Here is a 16,453-nt window from a genome sequence, read left to right as displayed (position 1 = left end):
CTCCGATGTGTGACTTACGTCACAGTGCGCAGGAGACGCAGCCCTCCACGGCAGTGCCCTCGAGGGCGAGCTGGCGGAGGCGGATGTAGTAGATCGTCTTGATGCCCTTGCGCCAGGCGTAGACCTGGGCCCGGTTGATGTCGCGGGTGCTCGCGGTGTCCGGGAAGAACAGCGTCAGGGACAGGCCCTGGTCCACGTGCTCGGTGGCCGCGGCGTACACGTCGATGATCTTCTCGGGGCCGATCTCGTAGGCGTCCTGGAAGTACTCCTGGTTCTCCTCGGTCAGGTGCGGGGCCGGGAAGTAGACCCGGCCGAGCTTGCCCTCCTTGCGGATCTCGATCTTCGAGGCGATCGGGTGGATCGAAGAGGTGGCGTTGTTGATGTAGCTGATCGAGCCCGTCGGCGGGACGGCCTGCAGGTTCTGGTTGTAGATGCCGTGCTCGGCGACGTCGGCGGCCAGGTCTGCCCAGTCCGCCCGGGTCGGCAGGGTGATCCCTGCGGTCTCGAAGATGGCGGCGACCTTGGCGGTGGTCGGCAGCCAGTCCCGGGACACGTACTTGTGGAAGAACTCCCCGGTGGCGTAGTCGGAGCGCTCGAACCCGTCGAACACCTCGCCGCGCTCCTTCGCGATCCGGTTGGAGGCCCGGAGCGCGTGGTAGGCGACGGCGGCGAAGTAGACGCCGGTGAAGTCGACCGACTCATCCGAGCCGTAGAAGATCCGCTCCCGGCCGAGGAACCCGTGCAGGTTCATCTGCCCCAGCCCGATGGCGTGGGAGCGGGCGTTGCCGTCGCGCACGGAGGGCACCGAGTCGATGGAGGACATGTCCGAGACCGCGGTGAGCGCGCGGATCGCCGTCTCGATGGTGCGCCCGAAGTCCGGGGAGTCGATCGCGTTGGCGATGTTCAGGGAGCCGAGGTTGCAGGAGATGTCCTTGCCGACCGAGGCGTAGGTGAGGTCCTCGTTCAGCTCCGACGGCGCTGAGACCTGCAGGATCTCCGAGCAGAGGTTCGACATGATGACCTTGCCCTCGATCGGGTTGGCCCGGTTCACCGTGTCCTCGAACATGATGTAGGGGTAGCCGGACTCGAACTGGATCTCGGCGATCGTCTGGAAGAACTCGCGTGCGTTGATCTTGGTCTTCTTGATCCGCGCATCGTCGACCATCTCGTCGTACTTCTCGGTGACGTTGACGTCGGAGAGCGGGATGCCGTACACCCGCTCGACGTCGTACGGGGAGAACAGGTACATGTCGGCGTTCTTCTTCGCCAGCTCGAACGTGATGTCCGGGATGACCACCCCGAGGGAGAGGGTCTTGATCCGGATCTTCTCGTCCGCGTTCTCCCGCTTGGTGTCCAGGAACTGGAGGATGTCCGGGTGGTGAGCGTGCAGGTAGGCGGCGCCGGCGCCCTGGCGCTGGCCGAGCTGGTTGGCGTAGGAGAAGGTGTCCTCGAGCAGTTTCATCACGGGGATGACGCCGGAGGACTGGTTCTCGATCTGCTTGATCGGCGCACCGTGCTCGCGCAGGTTGGTCAGGCACACCGCGACCCCGCCGCCGCGCTTGGAGAGCTGACCGGAGGAGTTGATCACCCGGAAGATGGACTCCAGGTTGTCCTCGGTGCGCAGCAGGAAACAGGAGACCAGCTCGCCGCGCTGGGCCTTGCCGGCGTTCAGGAAGGTCGGGGTGGCCGGCTGGAACCGGCCGGAGATGATCTCCTCGGCCAGGTGGCTGGCGATGGCCTGGTCGCCGCGGGCCAGGGTGAGAGCGACCATGGCGACCCGGTCCTCGAACCGCTCCAGGTAGCGGGAGCCGTCGAACGTCTTGAGCGTGTACGAGGTGTAGTACTTGAACGCGCCCAGGAAGGTCGCGAACCGGAACTTCTTGGCGTAGACGGCCTTGAACAGGTCCTTGATGAACACGAAGGGGTACTGCTCCAGGACCTGCCGCTCGTAGTAGCCGTGCTTGACCAGGTAGTCCAGCTTCTCCTGCAGGTCGTGGAAGAACGTCGTGTTCTGGTTGACGTGCTGCAGGAAGTACTGGCGCGCTGCCTCCTTGTCGGCGTCGAACTGGATGTGCCCGTCCGCGTCGTAGAGGTTGAGCATCGCGTTGAGCTCGTGGAAGCCCAGGCCCTCGAATCGGGTGGGCATGGTGATCTCCTCGGTGAGGAAGCCGGCGGTCATAGGGACTCCATTCCTTCGCGGACCCGGTCGACGTCGTCGACCGTGCCCATCAGTTCGACTCGGTGAAGAAGCTGTGTACGGCATTTCGCCGCGACGACAGCGCCGGCCAGGCAGTACGTCTGACCGAAGTTGGTGTTGCCGGTGCCGATGACCCCGGCGATCAGTGCCCGGTTGCCGGGCACGTTCAGGAACTTGATCACCTGCTTGGGCACCGCCCCGGAGCCCTGCCCGTCCCCGTAGGTGGGGGTGATGAGCACGTACGGCTCGGTGGCGAGCACGGTGTCCTGACGGGTGTGCAGGGGCAGCCGGTCCGCGGGCAGCCCGAGCTTGGTGACGAAGCGGTGCGTGTTGGCCGAGACCGAGGAGAAGTAGACGATATGCACGCTGTTCCCTCCTGGGCGTCTCGGGTCGTGGTGGGCGGGGCCCGTGTTCGTCCTATGCGGTCAAGCACCGGACAGGTCACCGGATGGCCGGCGATGGATCATGTGTGCGGCGCCGTCGGCCTCCCCCGACGCCGGGTTGTGGACGGCCGGGACCGGTGCCGCACACATGGGTGGTGACCGACCAGCACCAGCACCAGCACCAGGAAGTTCTGCCATGGCTCAGATGCCCGCACCGATGCCCGCCCAGTTCGCCGCCCTGGAGGCTGCGACCCGTCAGGACCCGCAGGCGCTGCACCGGGCGTTGAGCCGCCTCTTTGACTCCGAGCTGGTCGAGATGCGCGCCGGGCTGACCCTGCTGACCGCGCAGATCGACGCGCGCCTGGCCCCGAAGGTGCCGCGCGCGGCCTGAGACCCGGCGCCCCCGGCGCGGCTCAGTCGAAGAGCGGGATGTTGCGGATGCCGAGCATCGCGAACGCGGCCAGGGTGATTCCGCAGGTGATCTTGCCGTTGGCGATCAGCCCGTCGAACTCGCCCACCCCGAACCAGCGGAAGCGCGCACCGGTCTCGGGCTCGACGTGCGCCGGGTGCAGGGTCCCGGTCTCGTGGCTGGTCAGCCACACGCTCACCTCGTTGGTGAGGATCCCCGTGTCCGGGTGCACGACGCCGAGCTTGCGGCCCGTGGTGGCGACCAGCCCGGTCTCTTCGACCAGTTCCCGGGCGGCCTCCTCGAAGGAGCCGTCGAGCGAGCCGCCGCGGGGGAACTCGAGGGTGGCCCGGCCCAGGGGGTAGCGGTACTGCTCGACCAGGCCCACGTAGCCCAGGCCCCGCCACCGGGTGGTGGGGACGGCGACCACCCCGTTGCCCTCGGCCACGGTCACGGTGTTGTAGGTGCCGGGCCGGCCGTCGGGGAAGATCACGTCGTCGGTGTCCACCCGCAGGTAGGCGTTGGCCAGGGTGGTGGCCCCGCCGAGGCGGGTGATGCGGTCCGGGTCCGGGTCGGTGCTCGTAGCGGTCGGCGCCATGCCGGGGACGGTGATGCTCACGCGTGTGCTCCTTCGTGGTGCTCTCGGATCGGGCCGTCCGTGGCCCGCGGTCATCTCAGGGGGTGCGGCGGGCGGCCAGGCGGCCGTCGACGATCTGGGCGACGACGCGGGCCCCGTCGCCGTAACCCTGGTGGGTGGAGAGGTGTTCGAGGTTGTCGGTGGTGGTCGGGTCCTGACCGCGCACGATCATCCGGTCGATCGTGTACTCGAGCTCGGTCATCGGATGGGTGGCGAAGTCGGGGTTGCCGGCGGTGCTGGCTCGGGACCGGTTCGGGTTCCGGCAGGCCTGGACCTCGTTGTCGATGGCGGCCGCGCGCAGCGACTGCGCCCCGGTCACCGGCATGTGCCGGTTCGCGACCGCGTTCTGCCGGGTGAAGGGGCTGGCGAACGGCAGGGCGCGGACCAGCTCGCCGGCGTACTGCTCATCGGTCAGGTCGACGGGGATCTGCTGGGCCTCGGTGAGGGTGTCGTGGTGGTTGCGCATGAACTTCTGCTCCGCGGCCTGCCGGTGCAGCCGGATCCGGTTGACCTCGTCGGCCAGGTGCGCACCGGTGTGCTGCGGTTCGATGGCCTGGGCGCCGACCGTCTCGATCGCCTCGTTGAGGGTGTCGGGGTTGAAGCAGGCCGCGAAGATGGCGCGCTGCTCATCCGGGGTCCACACCACACCGAACTCGTCGGCGGCGAAGGCGTCGGTGATCGCCGACTGGGCGTAGGAGCGCTTCTCCTCCCCCGCCGCGGTCTCGCCGTAGAGCTTGTGGTGCCAGGCCGGGTCGGAGGTGGTGCGGGCCCGCGGGGCCGCGCGCCGGTACTTCTCGATGCACTCGTAGGCGCGGGTGCCGGGCACGAAGTCCAGGTCCCGTTCGACGACGGCGCCGTCGACGTCCAGCTGCTCGAGCTCGTCCAGGGCGATGTACCCGTACTCGCCGTGGCCCAGCCCCAGGTCGGCGTACCCGAAGGCTTCCCGCTCGACCGGGTCGAACTCGGCGACGTACCAGTCGGCTCCGGCCCGGAAGTAGTGGGCGACGAACGGCTTGTCCTCGATGCCGCTGGTGCCGTCGGTGGCGTACAGGGCCGGCCACGAGCTTGCCTCGGTGGGGTAGAAGTCGTGGCCGCGGCGTTCGCGCAGCGTCTCGGTCAGGACGGGGCGCGGGGCGGTCAGGGTGAGATCGGCCTCGGTGTGCGCGGTCTCGGCGAATCGGCCACCGGTGTGGTTGGGGGCGCCGGCGGGCTGACGGTTGGGGATCGTGGGGGTGCTCATGCTCTTCCTGTGTACGGCGGCATCGCGCGGTGCGCGGTTCAGACCGCCACCAGCTCGGGGACGGTGGTGCCCGGCTCGACGTCGACGGGCAGGACCGGGGTGCGCCCGCAGGCGGTCGTGTAGGCGGCCGCCCAGGCCTCCAGGGGTGCGACCAGGACGGTGGGGCCGGGCCCGGCGAGCAGCCCGATCCGTTCGGTGCGCTCCCACACCCGGTACCCGTGGGGGCCGGCGTCGTCGCGCATCCAGGTCAGGGCGCGGGAGACCATGGCGAACTCGGCAACCGGGGTGACCGGGACCGGCCACGCCTCGGGCACGGTGGTGGCGATCCAGCGGACCTGGTGGGCGCGGGTGCCCAGGATCGGCACCATGCCGAGGGCGAACCGCATGTCCCCGTGCCCGGCCTGGGTGACCGAGTCGACGGCCGCCGACCTGATCGAGGCGCCCATGTCCTTCTTCGCGCGCACCTGGATGGCGGCGTCGGGCAGGACGGCCAGGTCCCCGACGTCTTCCTTCCGGCCGGCGCCGAGCAGTCGCATCGCCTTCGGGCGGGTCAGGCCGGGCAGGGCTTCGATCAGCACCTTGACGGCCTCGCGCTCGAACCGGTCGCCCTTGTCCTTGGACTTGTTGGTCATGGCCCAGGACATGCGTTGATCCGGGCCCGGTCGCCGCACCGGCCCAGGTCTACGCATGTCAACGGGCAGAGGCCACCGTTCATCACGACCCCACTTCGAGGTGCCAAGACCCATGACTGTCCCCCGCCGGCAGCTGCTCACCCACGACGGTGACTCCCTGCTGCTGACCCGTTCGGCCGCCGACACCGTGCTCCGTTTCGTCGAGTGGCGCGCCGCCACCGGCATGGACCCGTCCAGCTTCACGTTCAACCCGATCCTGACCGTGCCGCTGCCCATCTACGGTCCGATGCCCGACGGCGGCCGCCGGTTCGCCGACGTCAACCCCGCGGCACTGTGGCACCCCCTGTTCTGGCTTCCCAAGCGGCTGGCCGGCCGGTTCATGATCCCCAGCCCCGACGGCGGCGAGTCGATCGCCGAGTCGGACGCGATCCGGGCCATCCGCATCGCCCTGGAACTGTCCGCGTCGGGCCTGTACAACGCCGAGGGGTGGGTGGACATCCTGGCCGCCTCCGGCATCGACATCGACCGGCCCACCGACCTGGACCGGGTGGCCGCCTGGCAGGCCGGCGCACCGGACGAGATCCTCGACTCGATCGATCTGGAGCCCTACCTGCGCCTGGACACCGACCCGCACTGGGCGCTGGTCTCGGCCATGGGCCTGGAGGATGACATGCAGCACGCCCAGTGGGCCCTGCTGGCCGACTCCCTCATCGAAGAGCTCGACGAGGCCGACGACGAGGAGGACCTCACCTCGTACCGCAACGCCGTGGGCGTGATCGCCACCATGGCCGAGGCGCAGCTGGCCGAGATCCCCACCGACGGTGACGGTGCCGCCTCCTTCTGGTCCGGGCTGAGCCTGGAGGCCGGCGAAGGCATCTACGCGTCCCGGGAGGCGTTCGCCGACGGGCCCGTGCACGCGGGCTCGCAGTGGCTGTACAAGGTGCGCGAGGAGTACTGGCCGGCCGTGGCCGAGCTGCAGCAGCTGGAGCACGCGTGAGCGCCGAACCGGTCGCGGCCCAGTACGACCGGGTCGACGCGCGCCTGAACCTGGACGACACCGTCGACCTGCTGCAGGACGGGGTGCCGGTGCCCGGGTTCACGGGCCTGTCGGGTGCGGACGCGCGGCAGATGCTGCACCGGTGGGCGCAGATGCGTGGCGGTGTCGTCATGCACACCGAGCAGCCCGACGGCACGATCCTGCAGGACGTGTTCGAAGCCGACGGGTCGGTCTTCCCGCTGCGCACCCCCGCCCCAGCCCGGCGCCCGGCCACGGCGGACGGGCGTCCCCTCGGCCTGGACCTGCACGGACTGGACCCCCAGGCCCGGCAGGACTGGGACCTGGAGCAGTCCGCAGGCCCCCGGCCACCACGCCGGCCCAGGCCGCGCCCCTCCCGCGCCCGTGAGGTCCTGTTCGTCCTCGTCGTCCTGGCGGTGGTCCTCGCCGCCGGGCAGGTCATCGGCATGGCCACCGGGCACGGTGACCTGCCCGGCCTGGTCAAGGACCTGTCCCGGCAGCTCTCCACCCTCCTGCCCGGCCACCCCTGAGCCGACCCGGCCGCGCCGGGACCGGGGTGCATGCGCGGGAGGCGGGGTTCGCCGCACACATGGGGAATGCACCCTCGCGCCACCCGGCGCCAGCACACCGAACCACCCGCAGGAGGACCCCGTGACCGAGACCGTGAGCGCCGACGGCAGCGGCTATGTCCACCTCCACAATCACGCCGAGAACTCGAGCTTGGACGGGTTGTCCCGGGTCGGGCGGATGCCCGGGATCGCCGCTGCTCTCGGGCAGAAGGCCATGGCCATCACCGACCACGGCTCCCTCGCCGGTGCCCTCAAGTTCCAGAACGCGTGCCTGGCGGCCGGGATCAAGCCGATCATCGGCATGGAGGCATACCTGGCCATCGGCTCCCGGTTCGAGCGGAACGTCGAGACCGTGGTCAACGACGACGAGAACGCCTCCGATGCCGACGAGGGCAAGGACAAGACCAAGAAGTACCTGCACCTGACGGTGCTGGCCCGCAATGAGACCGGCTGGAAGAACCTGCTCGCCCTGCACAACAAGGCCGAGGAGTCCTACTGGTACAAATCGAGGATCGACCTGGACCTGCTCGACGAGCACGGCGACGGGCTGATCGTGCTCACCGGGTGCCTGGGCGGGCCCGTGGCCGGGCCCCTCTCCCGTGCCGGCGCCGCCGAGAAGGCCGGCGACGCAGCGTCTGCCGTCGCGTTCCGTGCCGAAGCGGAGGCCAACCTGGACCGTCTCATCGGCGCCGTCGGGCGCGAGCACGTCTTCATCGAGGTCATGTACCACGGCATCGGCGCCGAGGCCCACGCGTTCCGTGAGCTGCGCGCCCTCGCCGAGCGGACCGGTCTGCCGCTGGTGGCCACCAACGACTGCCACTACGAGCACGCCGAGGACGCCCACGCCCACGACGCGTTCCTGGCCGTCGGCGTGAAGAAGAACCTGGATGACCCGAAGCGGTTCGCCTTCAACGGCACCCCCGACTACTTCATCAAGTCCGAGTCCCAGATGCTCGACGTGCTCGGCAACATCGGCAACGCCGAGGCCGCGGCCGCGTGGCGGCAGGCCTGCGCGAACACCGTGATGGTGGCCGACCTGTGCGCCGAGAGGGTCATCCCCGACCCCGTTCAGCGCCTGCCCCGCTACCCCGTCCCGGACGGGTTCGCCGACTCGGCCGCCTACTTCCACCACCTCGTGCGCGAGGGCCTGATCGAGAAGTTCGGGGCCAAGCTGCCGCAGGAGGTGAAGGAGCGCGCCCGCCGCGAGGAGGACGTCATCGTCTCCATGGGCTTCCCCGACTACTTCCTCATCGTGTGGGACGTCATCTCCTGGGCGCGCAGCGACTACACCGCCGCCGACTGGGTCCGCGTCCAGGCCGGGGAGGTGCTCGATGAGGCGACCCGGGAGCGGAAGAAGCCGATCCTGGTCGGCCCCGGACGTGGTTCCGCGGCCGGTGCCCTGGTCTCTTACGCCCTGGGCATCGTGGGCCTGGACCCGCTGGCCAACCACCTGCTGTTCGAGCGGTTCCTCGAGCCGGGTCGGGCCGGGATGCCCGACATCGACGTCGACTTCGAAGGCGCCCGCCGCGACGAGGTGTTCGCCTTCCTCGCCGTTCGCTGGGGTCAGGACCGGGTCGCCCACATCGGCACCTTCGGCATGGCCCTGTCCAAGGCCGCGATCAAGGACGCCGCCCGCATCCTGCAGCCCACCGCCGACCCGCAGGCCGCCCGCCACATGGTGTCCCTGGGCGAGAAGCTGGCCGGGCTGATCCCGACCGCCGGGGGCAAGCCGTACCCGTTCGCCAAGCTCGACGACACGACCGACCCCTCCGGGGACGCGTTCCGCACCCTGGTCGACGAGTCCGGGGGCGAGGCCCAGCAGATCCTGGAGCTGGCTCGTTCGTTCGAGGGGATCACCAAGGCCGAGTCGATCCACGCGTGCGGGTTCATCATCTCCCCCGAGCCGCTGGACGAGCTGGTGCCGATGCGGTGGAAGTCCCACGCCGCCGGCAAGCCCGCCTACCCGCGGGTGATCTGCTGGGACGGTGGGGACTGTGAGGCGATCGGCCTGCTCAAGATGGACGTGCTCGGGCTGATCAACCTGGACATCGCCGCCACCGCCCTGGACTACATCGCCGACTCCACCGGGGAGCGGTTCAGCCTCGGCGACATCCCCGACCCGTCCGCGATCGACCACCCCACCGTGCGCGGGGCGTACGCACTGATCGGCGCCGGCAAGACCTCCGGTGTGTTCCAGATGGAGGGTGCGGGGATGACGCGGGTCGGGCAGGACGTGGCCCCCGAGTCCCTCGACGATCTCTCCGCCGTCGTCGCCCTGTTCCGGCCCGGCCCGCTGGCCGCGAAGATGCCCGACTCGTACGCCAACCGCAAGGCCGGCCGCGAGTCCGTCTCCTACACCGCGTTCACCCACGACCCGGTGGAGACCGAGTGGATCTCCTCCGTGTTCGGCGACGACCAGGGCATGGCCATCTACCAGGAGACCATCATGCGCTTGGGCACCGTGGTCGCCGGGTTCGACGCCGCCCAGCGTTCCCGTCTGCGCAAGGCCATGGGCAAGAAGAAGAAGTCCGAGATGGACGCCGTCTACGAGATGTGGGTGGTCGGCGCGCCGCGCGAGTTCCACGACGAGAACGGCACCCTCATCTCCCCCGCCTTCAGCGAGTCCACCGCCCAGCGGCTGTGGGACTTCATCGCCGGCGCCGCCGAGTACCTGTTCAACAAGTGCATCACCGGCGACGCCGTCCTGCACGGCCCGGGTGGGGCCCGCATCAGCGTCCAGTCGCTGTACGAGCAGTCCCGCACCGGTGCGATCCTGAGCCTGGATCTGCTCGCCTACGACCTCGCAGCCGGCCAGATCACCGCACAGCCGGTCAAGACGGTGCACCGCAACGGTGTCAAGCCGGTCTTCCGGATCGCATGCGCATCGGGGCGAAGCATCAAGGCCACCGGCAACCACCGGCTCCTCGGCCGCACCGACTACGTGCACGTCGAGGACCTCCAGCCCGGCGACCAGCTGCGCTCAGCGACGGGGCTGGACACCATCGTCTCGATCACCGCTGCGGGCGAGGAGATGACCTACGACGTCGAGATGGCCGAAGGCACCGACCACAACTTCGTGGTCAACGGCATCGTCTCCCACAACAGCCACTCAGCCGCGTACGGCCTGCTCGCGTTCTGGACCGCCTACCTGAAGGCCGGCTGGCCCGTCGAGTACGCCGCGGCGATCCTGGCTGTCGCGGAGAAGGAGGAGAAGCGGCTGACCGCGCTCTCCGCGCTGCGCGAGGACGGCATCCCGGTCGGATCCCCGGACCTGAACCTCTCCGGGATCAGCACCGCCCCGGTGGAGGGCACGGTGATGCTCGGCCTGTCCGAGATCAAGGACGTCGGGGCGGCCGCCACGCACATCGTCGCCGAACGCGACGCCGGCGGCCCGTTCACCGGGATGGCCGACCTGCTGGACCGGGTCAAGGTGCCCGGCGACAAGGGCTCGGTGGCGCGGATCTCCGTGACCGCGGCCAACGCCCTGATCGAATCCGGTGCCATGGACGCCTTCGGGCCCCGGCTCGGGCAGACCATGTCCCTCCGTGCGATGCGCGGCGGGGCCACCGAGGTCACCGACGCCGAGTGGCACGCCGTCGAGCGTCACGCCCGTCAGCGGTTCCGGCTCGGGGTGGGCCTGGGTGAGCACCCCCTCACCTCCCTGGCCGGCGCGCTCAAGGCCTGGCAGGCCCCGGCCGGATCCCCCCTGGTCCCGCTGCACCGGATCGCCGACGAGGACGGGCAGACCGTCATGACCGTCGGGGTGATCTCCGCGTGGGCTGAGAAGGGGTACGCCGGGGGCCGGCGCGCCAACTTCAGCCTCGAGTCCTCCAAGGTCTCGATGAACGGGGTGGTGTGGGACCGGACCCTGTCCAAGCTGCGCCGCGGCGGGACGGTGCCGAAGGTCGGTGACATCGTCGCCGTCGCCGGCCGGGTGAAGGTCCGCACCATCGAACTTGCCCGCGATGACCACGAAGCCGACGCCGAGGACGGTCTGGAAGCCGAGGTGGCCGCCGACAAGGTGGTCGAGACGATCACGGTCAAGGAGCTCTCCGTCGACGACGTCTGGTTCCCGGTCCCCCAGGCCCCGGCGCCGGTGGTGGCCCCGCCCGCGACGGTGATCGACTTCGCTGCCCGGTACCGTGCGCTGCGTTCCGGTCCGGCCAACCCGGACGCGAAGCCGGCCCGCACCCGCAAGCCCTCACCCAGCCCCACTGCCGTTCCGGCCCCCGAGCGCGCCACCGCCGCGTCGGAGTCGGGGGCGCAGCCGGTCCCAGTGGAGGCGGTCGTCGTGGACATCGTCGAGCGGATCGCCCGACGCGACCCCGGTGTCGCGGTGATCGTGGTCGACGAGTTCGCCACCCGCGCCACCGGGTACCGCCTCACCGGGGACAACGCGGTCGCCAAGCGGCACGCGATGGAGAACCTGCCCGAGCCCAAGGGAGCGGTCGATGGGTTCACCTACCGGTGCGTGACCGACGCCGGTGACGTCCTGTACCTGATCACCGAGTCCGAGGACCTGGACCTGGGTGCGGCCGCCGCGGCGGCCACCAGCGCCCCGGAGGAGGCATGGGTGGGGCTGCCGGCGCGCAGCAGCGCATCCAAGGCTCTCTGGTACCGGATGCCCTCCACCCCGGTCCTCGCCCCCGTGCTGCTGGCTGGTTGAGAGAGGCGGGGGTGTCCGCACACATGAGGCTCGGACACCCCCGTACCGAAGGAGCACCATCGTGAAGACCGCCCGCAAGCCGACCCGTTCCCGCCGCCTCACCCGCGCCGAGCTGGACTGTCACTGGTCCGAGGACCTGGCCCAGAACCACACGGTCGACGAGCTCGAGCACCTGCGCGGGGTCTCCTCCGCCCTCAACGAGGCGGACCGGGTCCGCGTCCTGGACCTGGCCCTGGACCTGAAGGCCGTGCACAGCGACCAGCTGCTGGCGGCCTGAGCCCGGTGGCCACCCTCTCCCTGATCCGCTGCGACGCCTGCGGTGAACGACTCGAGGTCGCCCCGGTCACCGAGGAGGAGCTGCTGACCGTCGCGGAGGCCGCGAACTGGCGCCGGGCCGACGGAGTCGACTACTGCGAGGCGTGCACCCAGGACCAGGGACTGCGATGAGCCTGGACCTGATCCGCCGCACCTACGCCGTCCCGGCCCGTCGCGGCGCCCGGGTCCGCTACACCGGGGGCGCCACCCCGATCGAGGGCACCATCACCGGCACCGTTGCCGGCACCGCCCACCTGCGCGTCCGACTTGACGGGCAGCGCAAGCCCATCGTCCTGCACCCGGTCTGGGCGCTGGAGTACCTGACCACTGACTCTCCGAAGGAGACCCCCATCATGCCCGCCCCGTCCCCGTCCACCCCGCCCGAGGCCGACAGCACCCTGGCCGCCCTGGCCGTCCTGGACCGGTTCGCCGTTCGCGACTTCGACGCGCTGAACGTGCTGCTCGACACCACGGACGGGCAGCAGCTCATCCGGGGCCTGCTCAACACGTCGCTGGCGCTGCTGGACATGACCTCCATCGCGGCGAACACCACCCACCAGCAGACCATCGCGCACCTGCGGGAGCAGTTCCTGGGCCTGGTCGCGGCCGGGCAGATGTCGGCCGACCCGGGCACCCCCGCCTGACTGGCCGCGGTGTCGCGAGAGAGCGGCGATGCCGCACACATGAGAGGTAGCAGGACGCCTCGTCCTGACCATGCACCACCCCGGTCGCCGGAGACTTTCCGGGCCCGGACCAGACGCCCCCGACTAGGGGGCTGACGAAAGGCACCACCCATGGCCAACACCCCGGTCTGCATCGTCGGCAACATCGCCACCAAGGAGCTCGTGCTCCGTGAGGGCCGCAACGGCGGCAAGCCGTACGTCCTGTTCAACGTCGGCGTGAACTCCGGTGAGCGCGGCTCGGACAACGAGAAGTCCGACTTCTACTCGATCAAGGCCTACGGCAACCTGGCCGCGAACATCGTCGAGTCGCTCGGCAAGGGCTCCGCGGTCATCATCCAGGCCTACCCCGGCTCCTACGAGAAGGACGTCCACGTCCTGAACAAGGACGGCGAGCTCGTTCCGAGCAAGGCGACCATGACGAGCTTCACGGCTGCTGCGGTCGGCCCGAACCTGATGTTCGCGACCGCCGAGGTCACGAAGAACCCGTCGCGCGGTGTCGCGCGCGTCGAGGAGGACGTCGAGGAGGACGAGGCGCCGCGCGCCAAGGCCGCCCCGAGAGCCGCTGCGACCACGCGCCGTGCCCCGGCCGCCGCGGTCGCCGACGACGAGTTCTGATCGTCGGGTCCACCTCGGGCCAGCCCTGACCGGAGCCCCGTCCACCCCTCCCCCGAGGTGGGCGGGGCTCCGTCGCGTCTACGCATGTCCCGCACCGGAAGCCCGGACCCCGCCAGGAGCACACCCATGACCAGCCGCACGCCCGCCACCACCGATGGTGTGGCGGTGACCCTCGGCGCGCTGCGCGAGGCGACCGACAGTCTCGGGGCGTTCATCGGCCAGTGCTACGCGGCCTACCCCATGCCCACCGTCGTGGTCCTCGGAATCCTGGCGGTACTCGTGCTCAGCCGGATCGCCACCTGGGTGTCCACCCCGCGAGGGCGCGGCATCAAGGACCCCACCCGTATGTTCACCGCCGCCCAGCGGGCCGAAGGCTTTACCCGCGCCGGGAATCGGTGCGAGATGGAGATCATGCCGTTCATCCGCTGCCGCCGGCCCGCCCACCACGGGGACCACCACATCCCCTGGTCCAAGGGCGGGGCCACCTCCCTGGACAACTTCGTGGCCGGGTGTGTCACCTGCAACACCTCCAAGGGCGCCAAGATGCCCTCGGCCTGGTCGACGATGCGGCTGCAGGGCCGCCGGCGCCGCTACTTTCCCGACGGGCTGGACGTGCACGCCGGCCGCGTCTTCGTCCAGACCTGACCCCCACCTCTCGTCCCGACCGGAAGGCCGACCCCACCCACCGTGAGCACTCCCCCGACGCCTGGCACCATGTACCCGGTGACCGGGCCGCACACCCACGCCGTGTACCGGTCCGATGACGTGTGGACGGTCCTGGCCCGCCGACACGGGGAGTACACCCTCCTCGAGGTCACCGGCCTCACCCCGGTCGTCGACGAGCCCGGAACGACGGTGGGCGCGCACTGGGCCGACATCTTCGACGCCCTCGCTGCCGCCCACGGGCTGGACACCACCTGGGCGGAGGAACTGGGCGCCTACCAGAGCGCCGGCGCCGCCATGATCGCACCCCTGCTGGGCCCCTGACCGCGGCCCGGGCCTTGCCCGGTCTACGCATGTCCCCGGGCATGAGCGTCACCCCACCGGAGCCGACCGAATCTGCCGCACCCTCGACCGCTGCGAAGGCGACCACCGCCGCGGCCGGAGCGGTCCGGGCCGCCCGGTCGGTGAGCAGCATCGCCAGCTCCACCGCGGCCGGGGCTGCCGCCGGTGGTGGTGTGCCCGGTGCCGTGGTCGGCCTGGCCAAGGGGCTCGGCACGGAGATCCTCAAGTCCCGGCGCGGCCGCAAGGCCCTGCTGACCGCGGTCGGGATCCCCCTGGGGGTCATCGTCCTGGTGGCCGCCCTCATCGTGGGCATGGTCTCCGGCTCCCCGTCCTCAGCCACCCAGGCCAGCACGGTGCACGAGTCGCTGACCGTGACGATGGCCAGCGCGGACCTGGACAAGCTCGGCGCCCAGTACTACGAGGTGCTGCGCGACGTCGGTGAGCAGCGCGGCGTCCCGTGGGAGGTGCTCGGGGCCATCGCCCAGGTCGAATCGGTCAGCACCCCGGACGGGGCGACCGGGCCGATGGGCATCGACCTGGACAAGGCCGACGGCAAGATCACCGAGACGGACGCGAAGGACCTGACCAAGGCCGCCTCCTTCATCGCCGCCGAACTGGCCGCGAAGGCCACCACCACGGTGGACAACCTGCCCAACCGAGAGCTCGACGTCGCCGCCGTCGACCACACCACCGACACCGGGGCGATGGTCCGGCAGGAGCCCTCCGATGACCAGGGCAAGGCCGATGCCGCCGAGTCCCGCAAGCAGTGGGTCGCCGCGATCGGGTCCCTGCCGCTGGCCGGCAACCCTGGCGCCGCCGACGACATCTACACAACGGCCCGGCAGTGGGCACTCGGGCAGGCCAGCAGCTGCACCGGCGGCGGGACGGCCCTGGACGGCGACGTCGCCATGGGTGGGACGACCAGTGCCGGGGACCTGAACGCGAAGCAGAAGAAGTACGCGCAGGCGATCATCAACCAGACCGCCGCCATGGGACTGCCCTCCAAGGCGGCGATCATCGCGATCTCCACCGCCCTGCAGGAGTCGACCCTGCAGATGTACTGGAACGCGGCGGTGCCCGGGTCGAAGGAACTCTCCGACGGTGGGCCGCAAGGCGGCTTCGACCTGGTCAACCTCGGCGGTGCCGTTTCCTACTCGGTGGGCCTGTTCCAGCAGCAGGTGCACGGGGCGGTCTTCCCGTGGGGCACGGTCCAGGACGCGATGAGCCCGACCCGGTCGGCCATGTTCTTCCTCAACGCGCTCAAGGCGATCCCCGGGTGGGAGTCGCTGCCGGTGACGGTCGCCGCCCAGCGGGTGCAGAGCTCGGCGTTCCCGGAGGCGTACGCGAAGTGGGAGCCGATCGCCACCCAGCTGGTGCACGACCTGAAGCCGACCGTCGGGGCCACCCCGAGCCCGGACCCGACCGCCACGGCCAGTGCGGACCCCTCAGCGACGGCCACCTCGAGTCCGGAGCCGACGGGCGGGGCGACGGGGGCACCGGCCGCGGACACTCCGGCCAGCGCCGCCGACTCCTCGGGCTGCTCCGGTGGCGGGGTGACCGGGATCGGTACCGGTGCCTCCGGGAAGGACGATGACTACCCGTACAAGAGCGCGGAGCCGGACAGCTTCGCCGATCCGTGGGGCCTGTACGTCACCGAGTGCGTCTCCTTCGTGGCGTGGCGGATGAACCAGCAGATGGGCTGGAAGAAGGGTGCGGACTACCCGTTCACCATGGCCAAGATGAACCTGGCCGGACGCGGCAACGCCCAGTACTGGCGCGACGGGCTCACCTCCAAGGGGTACAAGGCGGACAACGATCCGACGCCCGGCTCGATCGCCTGGTACGGCAGCTACGGGGCCCCTGGCATCGGTGAGGCCGGGCACGTGGGCGAGGTGAAGAAGAAGTACCCGGACGGGTCGATTGACATGGAGCAGTACAACGCCGGCCCCAAGTGGCACGCCTACTCGGTGTGGCACCTGCCCAAGGGGGCGGCGAACTGGCCCAACGCGTTCATCCACGTCGCTGACCTGAAATGAGCTGGTGCCGAGAGTGAACCGGGGTGCCGCACACATGAGCGCTGAGCTCTACCC

At 70.3% G+C, this 16,453-nt stretch carries 16 protein-coding genes; 11 read left to right on the top strand and 5 right to left on the bottom strand.

Features of this window, described 5'->3' with window-relative positions; translation table 11 throughout:
* Positions 1 to 19 precede the first annotated feature (19 nt).
* Both nrdE and nrdI read right to left on the bottom strand, forming a co-directional pair.
* Positions 20 to 2,146: a class 1b ribonucleoside-diphosphate reductase subunit alpha gene (gene nrdE, locus V6N00_RS13045; RefSeq protein WP_334233156.1), complete on the bottom strand. Its 2,127-nt coding sequence runs from the start codon at positions 2,144 to 2,146 to the stop codon at positions 20 to 22.
* A 29-nt stretch (positions 2,147 to 2,175) separates the two neighbouring features.
* Complete coding sequence (gene nrdI / locus V6N00_RS13040; RefSeq protein WP_334232873.1) at positions 2,176 to 2,562, bottom strand: class Ib ribonucleoside-diphosphate reductase assembly flavoprotein NrdI; 387 nt, start codon at positions 2,560 to 2,562, stop codon at positions 2,176 to 2,178.
* Between the two features lie 214 nt (positions 2,563 to 2,776).
* Here nrdI and V6N00_RS13035 point away from each other — a divergent pair, with 214 nt between their 5' ends.
* Complete coding sequence (locus V6N00_RS13035) at positions 2,777 to 2,971, top strand: hypothetical protein (RefSeq protein WP_334232872.1); 195 nt, start codon at positions 2,777 to 2,779, stop codon at positions 2,969 to 2,971.
* Positions 2,972 to 2,993: 22 nt separating this feature from the next.
* Here the strand turns inward: V6N00_RS13035 and V6N00_RS13030 are convergent, their stop codons facing one another.
* Genes V6N00_RS13030 through V6N00_RS13020 form a run of 3 tightly spaced genes read right to left on the bottom strand, consistent with a single transcriptional unit; the run spans position 2,994 to position 5,507 of the window.
* Positions 2,994 to 3,605 (bottom strand): NUDIX hydrolase, encoded by a 612-nt coding sequence (locus V6N00_RS13030; protein WP_334232871.1) that lies wholly within the window; start codon positions 3,603 to 3,605, stop codon positions 2,994 to 2,996.
* A gap of 55 nt (positions 3,606 to 3,660) precedes the next feature.
* Complete coding sequence (locus tag V6N00_RS13025; RefSeq protein WP_334232870.1) at positions 3,661 to 4,863, bottom strand: DUF2958 domain-containing protein; 1,203 nt, start codon at positions 4,861 to 4,863, stop codon at positions 3,661 to 3,663.
* Positions 4,864 to 4,901: 38 nt separating this feature from the next.
* Positions 4,902 to 5,507, bottom strand: coding sequence for a hypothetical protein (locus tag V6N00_RS13020; protein WP_334232869.1), 606 nt, complete (start codon positions 5,505 to 5,507; stop codon positions 4,902 to 4,904).
* 100 nt (positions 5,508 to 5,607) lie between these two features.
* Between V6N00_RS13020 and V6N00_RS13015 the strand changes: the two genes are divergently transcribed.
* The 10 genes from V6N00_RS13015 (at position 5,608) to V6N00_RS12970 (ending at position 16,399) form a co-directional block, all read left to right on the top strand.
* Complete coding sequence (locus V6N00_RS13015) at positions 5,608 to 6,492, top strand: hypothetical protein (protein ID WP_334232868.1); 885 nt, start codon at positions 5,608 to 5,610, stop codon at positions 6,490 to 6,492.
* The gene (locus V6N00_RS13010; protein WP_334232867.1) at positions 6,489 to 7,040 is read left to right on the top strand and encodes a hypothetical protein; all 552 of its coding nucleotides are present in this window, start codon (positions 6,489 to 6,491) and stop codon (positions 7,038 to 7,040) included. The genes V6N00_RS13015 and V6N00_RS13010 overlap by 4 nt, the downstream gene beginning before the upstream one ends.
* A 121-nt stretch (positions 7,041 to 7,161) precedes the next feature.
* Complete coding sequence (locus V6N00_RS13005) at positions 7,162 to 11,745, top strand: PHP domain-containing protein (protein WP_334232866.1); 4,584 nt, start codon at positions 7,162 to 7,164, stop codon at positions 11,743 to 11,745.
* 61 nt (positions 11,746 to 11,806) lie between these two features.
* Positions 11,807 to 12,022, top strand: a complete 216-nt coding sequence (locus tag V6N00_RS13000) for a hypothetical protein (protein WP_334232865.1) — start codon at positions 11,807 to 11,809, stop codon at positions 12,020 to 12,022.
* Between the two features lie 5 nt (positions 12,023 to 12,027).
* Entirely contained in the window at positions 12,028 to 12,192 is a 165-nt protein-coding gene (locus V6N00_RS12995; RefSeq protein WP_334232864.1) for a hypothetical protein, read from the top strand.
* Entirely contained in the window at positions 12,189 to 12,704 is a 516-nt protein-coding gene (locus V6N00_RS12990; RefSeq protein WP_334232863.1) for a hypothetical protein, read from the top strand. Before V6N00_RS12995 ends, V6N00_RS12990 begins: the two co-directional genes overlap by 4 nt.
* Before the next feature lie 150 nt (positions 12,705 to 12,854).
* Positions 12,855 to 13,358 (top strand): single-stranded DNA-binding protein, encoded by a 504-nt coding sequence (locus tag V6N00_RS12985; protein WP_334232862.1) that lies wholly within the window; start codon positions 12,855 to 12,857, stop codon positions 13,356 to 13,358.
* A gap of 126 nt (positions 13,359 to 13,484) precedes the next feature.
* Entirely contained in the window at positions 13,485 to 14,003 is a 519-nt protein-coding gene (locus tag V6N00_RS12980) for an HNH endonuclease (RefSeq protein ID WP_334232861.1), read from the top strand.
* A gap of 42 nt (positions 14,004 to 14,045) precedes the next feature.
* The gene (locus V6N00_RS12975) at positions 14,046 to 14,345 is read left to right on the top strand and encodes a hypothetical protein (protein ID WP_334232860.1); all 300 of its coding nucleotides are present in this window, start codon (positions 14,046 to 14,048) and stop codon (positions 14,343 to 14,345) included.
* Positions 14,346 to 14,386: 41 nt separating this feature from the next.
* Complete coding sequence (locus V6N00_RS12970) at positions 14,387 to 16,399, top strand: CHAP domain-containing protein (RefSeq protein ID WP_334232859.1); 2,013 nt, start codon at positions 14,387 to 14,389, stop codon at positions 16,397 to 16,399.
* Positions 16,400 to 16,453: the final 54 nt, after the last annotated feature.

The sequence above is a fragment of the Tersicoccus mangrovi genome (assembly GCF_036881825.1).
Classification (GTDB): domain Bacteria; phylum Actinomycetota; class Actinomycetes; order Actinomycetales; family Micrococcaceae; genus Tersicoccus; species Tersicoccus mangrovi.
This window is presented reverse-complemented; position numbering and strand designations above follow the sequence as displayed.